Source organism: Microbulbifer maximicatervae (SeqCode) (assembly GCF_052466985.1).
This window is the reverse complement of record NZ_CP174298.1, coordinates 1,054,682-1,071,398: the sequence shown is the minus strand read 5'-3', so window position 1 is coordinate 1,071,398 and position 16,717 is coordinate 1,054,682. Positions and strand designations below refer to the sequence as shown.

Genomic DNA, 16,717 nt, shown 5'->3' with positions numbered 1-16,717 from the left:
ATGCTTACAAGAAAATCAGATTTTCTGATATTTCTGCCTAAATTGACTGGGACTCATACCCACATGCGACTTAAATACACGTCGGAATACTGCATCATCGGAATAGCCTAATTCTTGCGCAACACTGGCAACTTTATTGGCTGGGTTTAGTAAAAGGCTGCGAGCGTACTCCATACGGACGCTATCGATAAATTGTTTGGGTGCTTGCGCTGTTAACTGTTTTAGCCGCCTGTGTAATGTTCGCTCGGATATCGACAGTTCTTTTGCAAGCAACTGGCTGCCTAACTGTTCACCAAAATATTGACGAACCACATTTTCAGCTTCCACCAGAAACTGATCTTTTGATACCTGGTAGCCTTTTGGTACATGCAAAGTTTGCGAACGCGGGGGGGAGTCCACAACGGCGAGATCAGCAACTTTGGTAGCGACTTCATCGCCAGCTAGCATCTTGATCACTTGTAGAGTCACATCCACCCAAGATAAAGGGCCACCCGCTGTCACAATATTTTGATCTACTAATAACCCACTGGCCCATAGCGGGCAGGCATTGCTAAAGCGGGATTTCAACTCATTGTGTAACCACCAGGTGGTTGTGCATTGTCGTCCATTTAGCAAACCCGCTTCACCCAGCGCCAAAACGCCACTACAAGAACCCGCGATAATTGCCCCGCGCCTATATTGGGTTCGCAACCATTCGCAAGTCGGCTGGTCCAGTAACTTTTCAGAAGGCACACCAAACTGGTTGGGCATAAATCCGGGGACTATCACGGCATCGCAACTGGATATTTGTGATACCCCATAGCCTACAGCAAAGTGCCTGCCCTGCCCGTCTACAATGTCGGCGCCATCAGCACTGGCGACTATGATTTCGGGGGACCAGGATTGTTGATAGGCAGGGTCCAGGGAGTGCTGGCTTTCAGATAAGCGGAGGCCACCCAGGGCAAACATATCTTGAACGCCAGCAAGAGCCGACGGCAAAACTCCTGGCATAGATAAGATGACTATCTGGGCCATAAATCCTCAAAGTGGCGAATTTTGTCTGATCATTGTCTTTTTGGACACTGATAGTCAAGCCTGAGCTTCCCCTAGGATACTCATCACCAAACAACGTGAGAGAAAACAATGACTGAAGCTAAGCTGGCCATCGTGGCACTGATCGACGCCAAAGCGGATAAGGCTGATGAGGTAAAGGCGCTGCTCACCTCAGCCCAACCGCTCGCTGTGGAAGAGCAAGGAACCCTGAGCTGGTATGCCGTACAAATCAACGCTACGCGATTTGCTATTTTCGACACGTTTAGCGATGAAGACGGCTTAACTGCACACCTTAACGGCAAGATCGCTGCAGCATTGCTTGGCAAAGCGGATGAACTGCTCGCATCAGAACCACAAATTATGACTGCGGATATCCTCGCATCTAAAGTCTAAGGAAGCCTTGAAAAACCGGGAGCTGGCTTTGGATACCCCTATCGTCTTTATCCACGGAACCAATGCCGGCCCCTGGACAATGGAGAACTTCCACCAGCATTTTGAAGAGGAAGGATTCTATTGTCACAGCCCAAGCTACCGCTACCATGAAGATCTAAAGTCAGAACAAAATCAGCAACACCTTAAAGGACTGAGTATTGCCGACTACGTTGATGACATCCGGGCATTTGTACAATCTTTAAATCAAAAACCTGTTGTAGTCGGCCACTCCCTGGGCGGTGTTATTGCACAAAAATTGGCAACTATGGATTTGGCACGGGCAATCGTATTGCTTAACGGAAGCGTGAACTGGGGAATACTGCCCACCACAGAAGAAGAGCGTGCGCTGGGCAAGCTGTTTATGGCTGCGGGTGAATTTTGGAATGATGTCCTGTTACCGGATTTCGCGACAATGGCGAAATTCGGGTTGAATAAACTTAATCCAGACGACCAGCACAAGGTCTTCGATCGATTAGGTCCTGAATCTGGGCAAGTCCTATTTGAATTGTTCTTCTGGATTTTTGACAGCAATAAAACAACCAGAATTGACTATCAAAAAATCAACTGCCCCACTTTAATAGTTTCGGGAACCGATGACCTGGCAATTCCCCCTTCCACAGCACAGTTAATCGCGGAGCGGCAAGGTAAAAATACCACCTTCTACCGGGCAGAAGGTTATGGTCACTATTTAATGCTGGAGCCAAAATGGAAACGGATTGCGGAATTCTGCAGCACGTGGGTAAGCCAACAATTTCAAAAAACCACCTCCACTAGCAATAAATCACTGTGAACCCTTTACTACACTAAACCCTTAATCTGCCTCCTCCCTTTTCTCAAGTGAGATACTCGGCTAGATAATCAATCAGCAGCCTGACTTTCGGCGCGATATATCGATTGCCGGGGTAAACTGCGTATACCCCTTCATCCCTATCTTCGAGATCACTTAAGAGGGTGATTAATTTTCCTTCAGCGATATATTGCTCGACGTAGTGATCGGGCAACTGCACAACCCCCAGGCCTTTAAGCGCAGCATCTAAAAGCGCCCCGCCGTTGTTGTAGCGAAGGCTACCTTTGACCCTAAGGTTTTTTTCTCCTTCCCTGGTATTGAATCGCCAGTAATCCAGTGTGCCCAGCAGGCAGTTGTGCCTGTTCAATTCCGACAACGAGTGTGGGGTCCCGTGCTCTTCAAGATAATCCGGTGAGGCGCACAGATGAATTCGCCGGTCCGCCAACTTTCTTGCCATCAAGGTTGAGTCCTGCAACTTACCCAGGCGTATGGCGATATCGTAACCCTCATCTATAAGGTCAACCTGGCGATTGGTGAAATAGGCATTGACCTCAATCTTAGGGTTTTGAATCACAAAATCATTGATCAGTGGTGCAACCTTCTTTTCAGCATAAGTGACCGGTGCCGTCAGTTTGATTTTGCCCTGTGGGTGGCTCTGTAATTGAGTTACTGCTCGTTCCGCCGCTTCCAGCCCATCGAGCACCCCCCGGCAATGCTGGTAAAACAGCGTACCTTCTTGTGTCAGTGACACCTTGCGCGTGGTTCGATATAGCAGTTTGACATTCAAGCGGCTCTCCAAAGCACTGACCTGGCGGCTGACTTTAGCGGTGGAAATAGCCAGCCTCTGCGCTGCGAGGGTAAAGCTCTCGCTTTCAGCGACATAAACAAACTCTGTAATACCTTCCCAGTCTTTCATTATTGCAAATATGTAAAAGTAAGTTTCAAAAACACCCAATTATAATCAATTCTGTAATCAATATAATGGCTCCCCAGTCGTCACAGCGGGGCCAACCAACTCCAGGCCCTGAATGACATGATTTAACAGCGAGTAATCTTATGTCTGAACAATTTATCAAGTCGAAGGCCGCCATCGCTTGGGCGCCTGGCCAACCGTTATCGGTCGAAGAAGTGGATGTCATGCTGCCAAAGGCTGGTGAAGTATTGATCAAGGTCATTGCATCGGGAGTGTGTCACACCGATGCTTTCACCTTGTCTGGCGACGACCCGGAAGGCAAATTCCCCTGTATTTTGGGCCATGAAGGTGGCGGTATCGTCGTGCAGGTCGGTGAAGGGGTTACCAGTGTCAAAGAGGGTGATCATGTGATCCCCCTGTACACCCCAGAATGTGGCGAGTGTAAATTCTGCAAGTCCGGCAAGACGAACCTCTGCCAAAAGATCCGTGAAACTCAGGGGCAAGGCCTGATGCCCGACGGCACCACACGCTTCTATAAAGATGGCAAGCCCATCTACCACTATATGGGCTGCTCGACATTTTCGGAGTACACCGTACTGCCAGAGATTTCACTGGCAAAAGTAAATCCGGCTGCACCGTTAGAGGAAGTCTGCCTGCTGGGTTGTGGTGTCACTACTGGTATGGGCGCTGTGATGAACACCGCCAAAGTTCAAGAAGGCGATACTGTTGCGATTTTTGGCCTTGGGGGCATTGGCCTTTCGGCGATTATCGGCGCTACCATGACAAAGGCCTCGCGAATCATTGCCATCGATATCAATGAAAGCAAGTTTGAAATAGCCCGCAAACTGGGGGCGACGGACTGCATCAACCCCAACAACTACGATAAGCCAATTCAGGAAGTCATTGTCGAACTCACCGAGGGCGGTGTGGATTACTCCTTCGAATGCATCGGCAACGTCAATGTGATGCGCTCCGCTCTGGAGTGCTGCCACAAGGGCTGGGGTGAATCGGTCATTATCGGTGTAGCTGGTGCCGGCCAGGAGATCTCCACCCGTCCCTTCCAGCTGGTAACAGGCCGAGTCTGGCGCGGGTCCGCATTCGGCGGCGTTAAAGGACGCTCCGAATTACCAGACTACGTAGAGCGCTACCTGAATGGCGAATTCCAGCTCAACGACTTTATCACCCACACCATGAGCCTGGATGACATCAATAAATCTTTCGATCTGTTACATAAAGGCGAAAGTATCCGCACCGTCATTCACTTCGATCAATAACCAGCAATGATCAATTGGGCCATCCCTTGGAGGTGGTCCAATTAGGGCTATCCATCATGTCTATTGAAAATATCAGTGCCAACCGGAGTTTTGGCGGCAGGCACAAGCAATACCTTCACGACTCTCAGTCACTTAACTGCAAAATGCGTTTTGCTATTTATTTGCCACCGCAAGCTTCACAAATGCACAAGGTTCCGGTGCTCTACTGGCTGTCAGGTCTGACCTGTACCGATGAGAATTTTATGCAAAAGGCAGGAGCCCAGCGGATTGCCTCCGAACTAGGGATAGCCATCGTTGCTCCCGACACCAGTCCCCGTGGAGAATCTGTTGCCGATGATGAAGCCTATGATCTGGGGCAAGGTGCTGGATTTTATATCAACGCCACCCAAGCGCCCTGGAGTCGCCACTACCACATGTATGATTATGTGGTGGAAGAACTGCCGGCACTTATCGAGAGCACCTTCCCTGTGACAACACAGCGGGCCATTGCAGGACATTCAATGGGGGGCCATGGCGCACTGATAATCGCCCTACGCAATCCGACAAGTTATGTTTCCGCATCAGCCTTCAGCCCCATTAGCAATCCTTCTCAGTGTCCATGGGGGCAAAAAGCCTTTGAAACCTATTTGGGCAAAGATCGGGATAGTTGGCGCGGCTACGACAGCAGCGAACTACTCAAAAGTGTCGAGAAGCCTGTGCCGATGTTGGTGGATCAAGGGGAAGCCGATAGCTTTCTTGTTGAACAGCTGAAACCCGAGATGCTCGAAGCGGCTGCCAAAGCAAGTAACTACCCGCTCCAACTTCGCCGCCATTCCGGTTATGACCACAGCTATTACTTTATCGCCAGCTTTATTGAGGAACATCTTCGGTTTCATGGCAGCTTTTTCAATCAAGCACTCAAAAGATAATATTTGATGCCCTTTAGAAACCTGATGCGGCTGTCTGGAGGAGAACTCGAACTACAAATGGGCCACAATGGGCCCATCTGCAGTTAAACATTTAGGTTTCGCCACCAAACTACAAAGTGACAAACCCTATCTCTGCACCATCTGAATTGAGGGCTGCCACTTGAGCTTTACTCTAACTCCTTCAACAGTTGAAGATGTTTGATTTCTGAAGACATAGAGCTCAGAGGCCTGCTGAGCTTCCTCCATAAATAAATCTCTGTATTGGTCCTGAACTTCCAAGTCAATGACCCGGACATTAAATGGAATTCCATTGGAATTAACATCAAACTCCACGGTCGCTTCCGCACTCACACCCATCATTTCCAACTCCTTAGAAGGGTAGCGGGGAAAATGGGATTTAATCGCATATAAAGACTGGTCAATATTAAAGCTATGCGTTGCCTCGGAGTCAGGAATAGAGTAAGGCAGTAATTTTATATCTCTTTTCGGCATCTTCTTTAGGGCTTCATCACGAGCCTCAGCAGATGTACCGACGCCTGCATAGTGATAACGAACAATGTATTTAACATCTTCGACAAGCTTACCCTTTGTCTGGAATGCTGCATTCTTAACGAGGAAGGTTGCATTTTCAACAAACTGATCCTCAAATCCCCCGGAAGTCACAACCTGCAAAGCTTTAATATTCGAAACTTCCCCATCCTCGGCTACATTAAATTGCAGTAATACTTCCCCCTGTACTCCCGCAAAGAATGCTTGACGTGGGGGCTGGCGATATAGTGAGGAAAAGGTTCCCAAACTCTGCAAACTTGATTTCTCTCCCGCCACAGCTTGCCCCCAGACTATCGACAAGCACCCGACCAACAGACAAAATCCCTTAGTTGTAATATTGAGTATTTTAGAAGGTATAAACTTGTTCTTCATTCTTTCAATCCTTGTAATCATTGTTCTTTTATCTCCATAATGTGACTGAAGAATACCAAAATCAGTCTTCAACTCATTGGTTATCACCATAGTTTTGGCATATTCCAAACGGTCAGATTTTACTGCATTCGCAAGCACAATCTCGTCACATGAACACTCTTTAAATAAGCGAAATCTATATAGCAGAACCCATGCCAGCGGATTTATCCAAAATGTAATAACCACAATTAAAGCTAACAAATTCCATAAGTTGTCGTATCTTTTTGCATGCACCTCCTCGTGTGAAAAAATTAATGACAACTGCCTATTACTGTAAATTTGATCATAGTTCTCAGGCAGCACTATTTTCGGTGAAACAAAACCAATCAAGATAGGACTTGATATATTCCTGGATGTGAAAAATTTTTCTCTACAATTTTCTTCAGAAGAAAAGCCTGAGCGTGGCGCCAAGGGTAAAAAGCTAACTTTCAGAAAGCTTATTACCAGTATGAACAAAAGAAATACAAACCCAGACCACCAGACAGTGCCTATCCAATCAAACGAGCGAGCTTCAGATACCGGGTTCAACACCTCAGACACTGAGTCAGTGACATTACTATAACCACTGCTGACGGCTTGAATTGTTGGTGTCGCTTGCTCGAACTCTAAATTAAAAGTATCAGAGGCTGACAAATTGGCTAACACTAAGCATACTGGGATCAGCAAATACAGCTTGTATACAAAAATAGAACCAAGACGTTTACTAAGAAACTGATCACCAAGTAACACTAGAATTGCTAGAAAAGAGAAAAAAAGTTGCTGCTGAAACACCCAGCTACTCATTTTCCTGCTCCCAGTTTCTAATTAACTCCTTTAATTCTTCAATATCATCTCGTTTAAGTTCACCACTGGAGGCAAATCCAGAAAAGAAAAGAGATACCCGCCCTTCAAACAAGCGGTCCAGAATACTCCGCCCTTGCTTTAACTGATACTCCCCCCTCTCAATACAAGGTGAATACAAATAACCTCTATCTGCTTTTTCAAAAGAAAGGGCGCCTTTCTTAACTAAACGGCCGATTAAAGACCTAACCGTTTTCTCTTGCCATGACTTGCGCCAATGCAACCTCTGATACAGCTCACGCGCCGTAGCAGGCGCCCCTTGCCACATCGCCTCCATAACTTCGAACTCAGCATCGGTAATCTCCATTTACGCTCCTTGATTACATTTGTAGTCCAGTGACTACAAATGTAATCTAAGTGCTCGAACCCTGTAAAGCGATCTTTTGAAAATAATTCCCAAAGATCACACAAAGTTAAACTTAACTTTCTATTAAACGAAATATTTATCCTAATAACTGCCTAAGGACAACAAAGGTGAATTTCTACATTGGGGCCAAATAGGTGTGAGGTCATATAAAATTATTGAGTTTTCCCCCCTTGATGTATCTAGCCATTGATAGTAACGGCTCTCTGGTGTCGCTTAATTCCCTCTAAATAGTTGCACCATGTTCAGAGGACGCAAATTTGAAAACTGGAAGCTCATATTCCCTTTCAAAGTAGTCGCCACGGATTTCCCCGCTGATATTTAGGTACCAATATTCTCCATCCCCACAATAAACACTGGTACTAGATTCAGGTAAGCCCTCTGGGATATCAAAACTAAAATAGATCCTATTCCCCACAGCAGAAGCCTTTAGATTACCCTGTATCATTTTTTCCCAACTCACATACTCACGTTTTCTAGCATCTTTTCCCCTCCCCTCTGTTACACACGCGAACTGCTTTAATTTGATACGAATAGATTTATCGGTTAGCTCTAGTAGTGGAGGAAATTGGATATACCCGGAAACCTTACCTCCTATACGGCCAGGAAATGGCCGCATAACAATAGGCACCCTTCCAATTGCCTTATATCTAGACCAATTAATGATTGGCACAATTATAAATAAGCAACTGACAACACCTAATATCAAAGCTATTAGCCCGTCAGAATTCCAGTTCGATAGAAACGTCAACCCTATAAAAATAAAGATCAACCCAAGCAAGAATACTAATACTCCGCCCCACAGTTGTTTTTTAAGGATTACTCTGGTTTCAGATATTATACCTTCAGAACTCCACTTGTTTTTTGCCAACCATGGTTTTCTCTCAATTAACTTAGGATTCTGCTCTTGCTCCTGAAGAGTATATATTCTAAGAACAACTACTCCGATAAGAATAAAGATAAAGCACACTGATCCTGGAACAATAACCTCTGACCATCGCAACCCCCTGTCCAACACAGAGTCATAGGGATCATTTGGGTTATACCAGCCACTAAACGTGCGTTTCTGCTTCTTATACTTCTGAAGTTTGTCATACATGATTTCATGGTAGTAACCTCCTGCAGAATCATCAGACTCTGAATGTATATCAACTCGATTGCCCCAGTAGGTTTTACCGTTTATATAATACTCATAACTGGCAACAACCTGGCGATAGGTACTGTGCCCATCCTGATAAACCTCTAAATCTATATCAAGAATTTGAGCGTCCATCGGAAACCAGGTTGACATCCTAATTTTGTCAACTATTGGTGAAAGCACCCATAGATATAAACAGGCACAACATAGAGTTTGATAGGTAATAAAATATAATAAAGACTTCGGTGATATCTTAGCTTTATTTTTTATCCGGTCATCCATGAAAAAACACCTAAAACAACTTCAATCACTACTGGAGGCCGTCAACTCAATTTATCTAGTGCCGTAAAAGAAACTTAAAAAAGAGCGAAATAATTAGCAAAATAATAAAGGCTGAGTCTAAACATAAACAGCGGATTAATTATTATATACAAAAATAATTGCTGTATAGTATCACAATCAAGACACGTCAGATATGAGGTCCAACTTATCGCTTTCCTCTGTGAGTAACATCTCAATTTAAAAAATTCTTAGGTCCTACCCTGGAGTTCGCACCACCATCAGCCTCTCCTCGGTCATATCGGCAATAGCCCAACGTACCCCCTCCCGACCAAGACCCGAATCCTTAACACCACCATAGGGCATATTATCTACCCGCCAGCTGGGTACATCACCAATAACTACACCACCCACTTCCAAGGTATCCCAGGCTTGCTGGGCTTTGTAAAGGTCACGAGTGAATATGCCAGCCTGCAGACCAAAGGCACTGTCATTCACCTTGTCTAAAACATCATCGAAACTATCGAAAGGCTCTAGAACTGCAACCGGCCCAAAAGCTTCCTGCTGAACAATAGAGCACTCATTAGGCACATTTTCCAATAGCGTTGGATCAAGCATGGCGCCATCTCGTGTACCTCCACAAAGCAGGGTTCCCCCGGCTTGAACCCCCTCTTCCACCCAGGTATGTAAACGGGTGGCCTCTCCCTCAGAAATCATTGGGCCAATAAATGTATCTTCTGATCGAGGATCGCCTTTCTTAAGCTTTTTGGTACGCTCAACCAGTCGTCGCTTCAAATCTTCATATAGACTGCAATGCCCATAGATCCTCTGGACGCCGATACAGCTTTGACCCGACTGATAGAAAGCACCGAAAATCAGCCTCTCTACAGCATCATCAAGATCTGTATCCCGATCGATAACGCAGGCTGCATTACCTCCCAACTCCAAAACCACTTTCTTTCGTCCCGCCCTGGCCTTTAGGTCCCAGCCGACCGCCGGTGAGCCGGTAAAGCTCAGCAGCTTAAATCGATCATCCACTGTAAACAGCTCTGCTCCCTCTCTATGGCAAGGTAATACAGAAAAAGCACCTTTCGGCAGCTGTGTTTCGGCCAGAACTTCAGCGATAATCAATGCCCCTATGGGCGTGCGGCTAGCGGGTTTTAGTACAAAGGGACATCCGGCAGCGATGGCAGGTGCCACCTTGTGAGCAGCAAGGTTCAAAGGGAAATTGAACGGCGATATAAATGAACATGCGCCTACCGGTACTCGCCTGATATATCCGCGATAGCCCCGTGAGCGCTTGGATATCTCAAGATTGATAATCTCACCATTGATACGCACTGCCTCTTCCGCAGCCACATGAAATGTATCGATTAAACGCAGTACCTCGCCCCGCGAATCATGAATCGGCTTACCAGCTTCAATGCACAGCGCTTCGGCCAGCTCTTCAAACCTTTCACGAAAACGTACAACACAATGCTGTAAAACTTCCTGGCGGGTGTAAGACGGCAAATTAGCCATCGGCTTTTCTGCCAGAAGCGCCCAGTCGATGGCACTGTCAATAACCTTGGCATCAGCCATTGCAACACGGGTAGCTACTTTCCCTGAATACTTGTCAGTAACTTCCAGATCGGTGTTGGCATGCACTGCTTCATTGGCCAGGTAGTAAGGGTAAGATTCTTGCAGCAAAGTAATATCCTTTTACTTGATGTCTGATCTATCAAGAGTGCGCCAACGCCAGATACAGCATTGTGCCCATCGTCGGGTATAGATGACCCGCAGGCATATATCAAATGCGTGTTCATTGGCTTATTAGTTTTGCTATCAGGGAAGGACTTTCTTACTCGTTCAAGCTAAATATGATGAAGAAGGGATAGAAATAGTGGAATCTTGTGAAGTTGGGGGCAAGCGCCCCACAACTTCATATTGACTGGGAGCCAGCTACTTTTCGGTTAACCACATGCCAACAGGCTCATAATTAAACTTCTTATATACCGCTTTTTCGGTATCCGGGTTATCACTCTTCTTATCGATGTTGTATACGGTCCAGTTCAATTCATTGACATTGAATTCAATCACTGCATATCCATAGATATTACTAACAAAATCTTTGATATGTGGGTTATTGACCTGAACCCCGCCATTTAGCAATGATGTAAACACACTGCCAACATCAATACCTTTCTCAATCGTATCGTTCATATTGGGAGAAGATATGGAAGGGGTCATCAGCTCAACGCCAACCAGGTTGTCGTAGTCCCAGTTGCTAATTTTGCTGAAATCAACTTTCAGGTATGAAGCGATACTGGAGTGGAGATCCCCTGTCAGCACTACAAAGTTATCGACATTGCTGTCCTTAACAGATGACAGGATCTTTTCCCGCTCCCACTGGTAACCATCCCAGGCATCATAATTGGCGTACACCAGCGAGCGCCCCAAAATAGTACCAGCCAATTGTGCCAGCAAAGTCTGGTTGCCCCACACTTTCCAGCGGGCATTGGAGTTAACAACTCCATCAATCAGCCAATCCCGCTGAGTCTTACCCAGCATGGTTTGGGTATCTTCTTCATAATCTGTGCACCAGTAGTTTTCCCAAGCTGTACCATCCTTGCACGGCTCCTTGGTTCTATAGGTGCGGCTATCTGTCATATACAGATCAACCAAGTCACCGAACTGGAAAGAACGATAAATCTGTAAGTAGTCAAAAGCGTGGCTTGCGGATTCATCGACTTTTACCCGTGCAGGGACATATTCGATCCAGGCCTGCTGAGCATCGCGACGCAACTGGCGCAGCTGGTCAGGGTTATTATCGCCGGTCTGGTAGGGATGAGATGGCACACCCAGAGTATCCCGCTCGTAATCCCAGTAAGCATTGTCTGCAGTTTCATGATCATCCCAGGTGATGATAAATGAGTGCATTTCCATCGCTCGCTGCAGGTTCTTGTCCTTGCGATACTCTCTGTAAATATGACGATAGTCCTCAAGATCCATCGCAACAGAGCCGCCAGAAGGCAGGGAGAGTGAATGCACTATCGAGCTTTCAAAGCCTTCGTACTGGGCATATTCATAGATAAAGTCACCCAAATGCAGTACGCAATGTACATCTTCGTCCGCGATATGGTTGTAGGCGTTGTAATAACCGGTGGTGTAATCCTGACAGGTAACCACAGCCATCTTTAGATTCTCTAGGCTACCGGTAGGTAGTGTGTGACAACGCCCAACACGGCTACTGACAGTCCCGTATTTGAAGCGGTAATAGTAACGTTGGTCAGAAGATAAGTAGCCTTCCAGGTCGATGCTAACTGTGTAATCACGGTCTGCAGTGATATCACTAGCATTAATCTCAGCACTTAGAATTGGCTGGGTAAATTCCTCATCCAGTGCGACATCTACATACAAAGACTGACCCGCGATATAAGAATCAGGGTTAATATGCGTCCAAAGGACCACTCCAGTTTGACTGGGATCTCCCGAGGCTACTGATAAATCAAAAACAATTCCGTCGTTATCAATTTGATCAGCAAATGTAGTGCCGCCAAGTACAAAACGTGCATAGGTTTCACTATCAGTGTCCGCGAGAGAACGGACCGTAAAGGGGGTCAAAAGTACAACACCCATAGCCTGGACAAAGGTTCGGCGGGAGATGGTCATAAATAAACTTCCTGTTATCGTACGCATGAAGAATCGGAAAGGGAGCGGATTCTATAGAAGAACGTACCAACAAAGAAGTTTGACTTTTTATCTAGTAATCTCTTTTTCTCTCGAAATTCACACTTATGGAGTTAATACACAAAAGTCAGATGGAGAGAAGCAAAGTCCCCCTCTCCATCACCTATAAACTTGAAAAACTTAGCCTTGTTAACCATTAGCAATCTGAAATCATCTCTGGTCTGAGATAAGCAAAAGCGTGCTGTACATAGTCGGCTTTTCCTAAGGAAACACCTTGAGCTCTCAAGATTGCATAGGCCGTGTTGATATGGAAATAAAATTGAGGTAGCGCCCAGTCCCTGGCATATTGCTCATTAGTCATATCGAAAGTCATCCCATTCGGGAGCTTAATCGTCACAGGCTCATCCACTGCTATCATCACTGCTTCTGGCGTAACGCTTCTTAAAAATGCCAGTGCCTCTTGAATTCGCTCTTGAGCTTCGGAAATAGATCCGGGGTTTTCACCAGCTCCCTGCCCTTCACGAGCCAACTGCTCCAGAAAATCTGGAAGCGCACGCCGCCCCAATCGAAATATTGCCTCTTGCGCCTGTAAGCAACTAAACCGAACTTGGGATGATAAGGGAAACATATCTGGTGCAAGCCTCGCTTTAAGGAGGGCTTCAGACTCATCTTCTGGAAATTCTGTTTTTGCCTTATCCAACCAACTAGAAAGTGCTTCCAATAGTTGTATATACGTAGGTAACAAAAAATCAGTCAGGTTCATAATATGTTTCCACTAATTTTTATTGATAAGCGACAAAATATATCTCTGGTACCATTCTAAAATAATAAGGGAGGCACAAGCATCATTTAGTGTCTTCTTGCCTCCATATCTAAGCTAAATTCATAAGGCGTCGACTCGAGATAAATAAATGCTCAGGATACTCAGATATATTGCTGCTAGTTTAATGGTATTGGTGTCACTAGCGAATGCTGAATCTATTGACGTCGCAGTTAATGGCACGCTAATGCGTGGATTCGCCCTCGAAAAACATATGCTTAAAAACCATGCCACTTTTGTACGAGAGTCTAAAACGGCGTCGATCTATCGCATGTGGTCAATTGGAGACAAATACCCTGCAATGGAAAGAGTTCTCAACGGCGGCACATGGATTACACTGGAGATCTGGTCGATTCCGCAAGCCAACTTGGTCAATCTATTAGAGGAGGAGGCCAAAGGGTTAGTTTTAGGTAAAGTTGCTTTAGCGGATGGAACACAGGTATTAGGCATACTGGGTGAAAACTATATTGTCCAAAACCAGAAAGATATATCCAAGTGGCATGGCTGGCGAGCCTATGCGGAGAGTATGGGTATGAGTAGTAATAAAACCGGTCAGTAGCACTAATATCAAATATTTGATTTAGACAATCGAAATGAGTACACATACAGAAGTCGCGGTAAATGGACCATTGATGCGTGGCCTGGCGTTAGATAAAAACTTAATACAAAACAATGCAACATTTGTTAGGGAGGCTAAAACAGAAGCCATTTACCGGATGTGGGCAATCAAAGGCGAATATCCTTCCATGCAGAGAGTGCGCACAGGTGGAACATGGTTCAACGTTGAAATTTGGTCCTTACCCAAGGCCAACTTAATTGAAGTACTTAATTTAGAAGCGGCGGGACTAACTTTGGGTAAAGTAGTCTTAGAAAATGGCGGGCAAGTTTTAGGGATATTAGGAGAAAACTATTTGACTCAGCAACAAGAAGATATTTCCCGATTTCATGGATGGCGCAACTATATACAACAGAAATCTAAAAACTGACGTTGAAGCTGCTATTATTTGGCCCTAAACAATATCATTAGGTAGACAATCTACTCAGTCTATATCTTTGGGCGATATAGCTGCCTACCACGGCACGGTATTCCCACCCACTCTAAGCACCCTGCATCCAGAATCGTTACTACCGCCCCACCTCTCGGGTCTTCGCAAAAGGCTATATTCGTGGGTCGTTTACCACAGGTGGGTATACGTTCGGCCACCCTTCCCTCACCATCAAGAACGGTCACGTCACCTTGACCAAACACTGCACAATATAATCGACCGTCACTACCGAAAGCCATCCCATCTGGCCCTACAAATCCCTCTGGCGCCCCAATAACCACATTGCCAAAAAGCTCCCGTTTGGGAAGCATTAACGAAGCGAGATCGTAGCGGTAGATATTGCCGCTAATAGTCTCCCCTACATACAGCTGGCCCCGATCATCAATGGCAATACCGTTGGGAAAACGCAATCCGGAATCAAGCTGTCGCAACACATCTCCATTGCGAGGATCTATCTCTAATACCTGTCCATAGTAGCGACAAGATCGGCAATCAGCTCGAATCACCTGCCCCTGAACAAAAATATCCGGGTCAATCCCGGAGTCTGTTATGTAAAGTAAGCCATTATCACCAAAAACCAGATCATTGGGCCATAAGTAGGGCTGATCTTCTGGTCCGTCATAAGCTTCAATAAGATCCCCATTTAGCCCCATGCGAACAAGCTGCTTACCCCCTCCATCTGCAATCCATAAATTGTCATACCCATCGATTGCCATGCCATTAGGTCGCCGAGCAGGATACCCTATCTGTTGGTATTGCCCACGCAAATCAATACGGCTTATACAGTTCCGGCCAGCTGCCATTTCAGTGACATAAATGCGGCCATCAGGCAGACAGACGGGCCCTTCTGGTTCTTGTAAGCCTCTACACAGTACTTGTCTTTCCATGCTAACGACCACAGACTCGAGTCGGTTAAAAAGGCATCATATGTGATACAAGGGCGTATCAACGCCAGGTGGGACTAGTCCAGCCAACCTAATACGTTCCGCCAAAGACTCTCCTTGAACTCCTTTCGGAAAAACCCAAAGTGGCCTATTGATGTATTTCCAATAGAGCTGGTTTGAATAACCTCAATATCTGTATTCGCATTGCAGTAAAAATCTCGCAATGCACAAACAGCCTTCTCTGGTGCAAAGTCCTTATCGTCATCTATTAGCAGGAACTTCATATCACACTGCAAACGCTCGAATCCCTCACGAATCGGCCGACTATGCTGATCGACAACGTAATCCTTATGTCGAGCCCAGTAAGCCCATTCACGAGCTATTCCTGCAGGTAGGTTCTCTCCACCCCAAAGAACTCCAGGCACCCATCCCAAAACATTCGATAGCAAAGGAAATGCGCAGTACCATCCGAATAATAGCTTTGGCTGATACCTTGCATCCCAATGCCCCCAATAGCCGCTCTGAGAAGAAACACAATACACACTCGCAAATCGGGTATTATTTGACGCAAGACCTACAATTTGACCACCGACACTATGGCAAATGCAGTGCCACTCCAAGCTTTTAGCTCGTTTGCTACACCAGTCAATCACTGCCACCAAATCTCTCTCCCCCCAGGCTCTTAAGGTCAGCCGTTTGTCCCTGTGATTCTCGATAGCGGACTTACCGATACCTCGGTAATCATAAGTAAGAACCAAATAGCCATTCCGGGCTAAGAAACAAGCAAAATCCCGATAGTAGCTCTGCTTAACCGCCATAGCAGAATTAATAATGATGCCGGCTTTGGGCACCTCACTCGGCGAGAATAGCCTTGCACCAAGCACTATCCCATCGTTAGTGGGGATTTGCTGTGCCTCAATCATCTATTCAAAGGTTCCCCCGTGTAATTCAACACAAACTATTGGGTAAGTTAAAATTCCGCCCAATACTTCCGGTCTATCGCATGAGAGGTAATTAACAAGTTGATCCCTAACAGGTATTTCCTCCTTCCAAGAGCAGTAAATTGACTTGAATATTCACTTCTCGACATTTACCACCCCCTAAAGACTAGAGCAAGTTAAAAGCCTTAATTATATAGCCCTATATAATTAGATTTGATGTTCCAGTTTATGAATTGAAAGGAGGTAGCTTTACCAAAAAGTCAAATAACATGGCAGACAATTGTTCTAGCTTTCCACTATTTCACCTGCAAATGTCCAAGTGAGCTGCACAAAAATATACCCTGCTAATAATCCTCATATTCACTATCAAAAGTGCTAAAACTTCTAGGTACTCTAAAATGCAAGGGGCAGGTTTGATAGCCGATCAATC

16 protein-coding genes are annotated in these 16,717 nt (G+C 45.7%); 6 read left to right on the top strand and 10 right to left on the bottom strand.

Translation table 11 applies throughout. The annotated features are described in order from the left end of the window. Window positions 1-15: 15 nt before the first annotated feature. Window positions 16-1,014, bottom strand: coding sequence for a GlxA family transcriptional regulator (locus ACJJI3_RS04730; RefSeq protein ID WP_444941660.1), 999 nt, complete (start codon window positions 1,012-1,014; stop codon window positions 16-18). 108 nt (window positions 1,015-1,122) lie between these two features. Here ACJJI3_RS04730 and ACJJI3_RS04725 point away from each other — a divergent pair, with 108 nt between their 5' ends. Both ACJJI3_RS04725 and ACJJI3_RS04720 read left to right on the top strand, forming a co-directional pair. Beyond that, window positions 1,123-1,425, top strand: coding sequence for a putative quinol monooxygenase (locus ACJJI3_RS04725; RefSeq protein ID WP_444908198.1), 303 nt, complete (start codon window positions 1,123-1,125; stop codon window positions 1,423-1,425). Between the two features lie 28 nt (window positions 1,426-1,453). Next, a complete protein-coding gene (locus ACJJI3_RS04720) occupies window positions 1,454-2,254 on the top strand; it encodes an alpha/beta hydrolase (RefSeq protein ID WP_444941659.1) in 801 nt (266 codons plus the stop codon). 43 nt (window positions 2,255-2,297) lie between these two features. On the opposite strand, the gene ACJJI3_RS04715 is transcribed toward ACJJI3_RS04720, so the two are convergent. Further along, window positions 2,298-3,167: a LysR family transcriptional regulator gene (locus tag ACJJI3_RS04715; protein ID WP_444941658.1), complete on the bottom strand. Its 870-nt coding sequence runs from the start codon at window positions 3,165-3,167 to the stop codon at window positions 2,298-2,300. Between the two features lie 140 nt (window positions 3,168-3,307). Here ACJJI3_RS04715 and ACJJI3_RS04710 point away from each other — a divergent pair, with 140 nt between their 5' ends. Both ACJJI3_RS04710 and fghA read left to right on the top strand, forming a co-directional pair. Continuing rightward, window positions 3,308-4,438, top strand: coding sequence for an S-(hydroxymethyl)glutathione dehydrogenase/class III alcohol dehydrogenase (locus ACJJI3_RS04710; RefSeq protein WP_444941657.1), 1,131 nt, complete (start codon window positions 3,308-3,310; stop codon window positions 4,436-4,438). Between the two features lie 56 nt (window positions 4,439-4,494). Then, window positions 4,495-5,346, top strand: a complete 852-nt coding sequence (gene fghA, locus ACJJI3_RS04705) for an S-formylglutathione hydrolase (protein ID WP_444941656.1) — start codon at window positions 4,495-4,497, stop codon at window positions 5,344-5,346. Window positions 5,347-5,472: 126 nt separating this feature from the next. Here the strand turns inward: fghA and ACJJI3_RS04700 are convergent, their stop codons facing one another. The 6 genes from ACJJI3_RS04700 to ACJJI3_RS04675 form a co-directional block, all read right to left on the bottom strand. Further along, complete coding sequence (locus ACJJI3_RS04700) at window positions 5,473-7,089, bottom strand: M56 family metallopeptidase (RefSeq protein ID WP_444941655.1); 1,617 nt, start codon at window positions 7,087-7,089, stop codon at window positions 5,473-5,475. After that, on the bottom strand, window positions 7,082-7,453 hold the full coding sequence (locus ACJJI3_RS04695) for a BlaI/MecI/CopY family transcriptional regulator (protein ID WP_444941654.1): 372 nt from the start codon (window positions 7,451-7,453) through the stop codon (window positions 7,082-7,084). Before ACJJI3_RS04695 ends, ACJJI3_RS04700 begins: the two co-directional genes overlap by 8 nt. 283 nt (window positions 7,454-7,736) lie before the next feature. After that, complete coding sequence (locus ACJJI3_RS04690; RefSeq protein WP_444941653.1) at window positions 7,737-8,930, bottom strand: DUF3592 domain-containing protein; 1,194 nt, start codon at window positions 8,928-8,930, stop codon at window positions 7,737-7,739. Between the two features lie 255 nt (window positions 8,931-9,185). Then, window positions 9,186-10,616 carry an aldehyde dehydrogenase family protein gene (locus ACJJI3_RS04685; protein WP_444941652.1) on the bottom strand — a complete coding sequence of 477 codons (1,431 nt, stop codon included), beginning with the start codon at window positions 10,614-10,616 and terminating at the stop codon, window positions 9,186-9,188. Between the two features lie 252 nt (window positions 10,617-10,868). Then, window positions 10,869-12,578, bottom strand: a complete 1,710-nt coding sequence (locus tag ACJJI3_RS04680; RefSeq protein WP_444941651.1) for an alkaline phosphatase D family protein — start codon at window positions 12,576-12,578, stop codon at window positions 10,869-10,871. Window positions 12,579-12,792: 214 nt separating this feature from the next. Further along, complete coding sequence (locus ACJJI3_RS04675) at window positions 12,793-13,359, bottom strand: DUF1993 domain-containing protein (protein WP_444941650.1); 567 nt, start codon at window positions 13,357-13,359, stop codon at window positions 12,793-12,795. A 148-nt stretch (window positions 13,360-13,507) separates the two neighbouring features. Between ACJJI3_RS04675 and ACJJI3_RS04670 the strand changes: the two genes are divergently transcribed. Both ACJJI3_RS04670 and ACJJI3_RS04665 read left to right on the top strand, forming a co-directional pair. Next, entirely contained in the window at window positions 13,508-13,975 is a 468-nt protein-coding gene (locus ACJJI3_RS04670; RefSeq protein WP_444941649.1) for an allophanate hydrolase-related protein, read from the top strand. 34 nt (window positions 13,976-14,009) lie between these two features. Then, entirely contained in the window at window positions 14,010-14,402 is a 393-nt protein-coding gene (locus ACJJI3_RS04665) for an allophanate hydrolase-related protein (RefSeq protein WP_444913137.1), read from the top strand. Between the two features lie 59 nt (window positions 14,403-14,461). Here ACJJI3_RS04665 and ACJJI3_RS04660 read toward each other — a convergent pair whose 3' ends face one another. Then, a complete protein-coding gene (locus ACJJI3_RS04660; protein ID WP_444941648.1) occupies window positions 14,462-15,349 on the bottom strand; it encodes an SMP-30/gluconolactonase/LRE family protein in 888 nt (295 codons plus the stop codon). Window positions 15,350-15,423: 74 nt separating this feature from the next. Further along, on the bottom strand, window positions 15,424-16,269 hold the full coding sequence (locus ACJJI3_RS04655) for an alpha/beta hydrolase family protein (RefSeq protein ID WP_444941647.1): 846 nt from the start codon (window positions 16,267-16,269) through the stop codon (window positions 15,424-15,426). Window positions 16,270-16,717 lie beyond the last annotated feature (448 nt).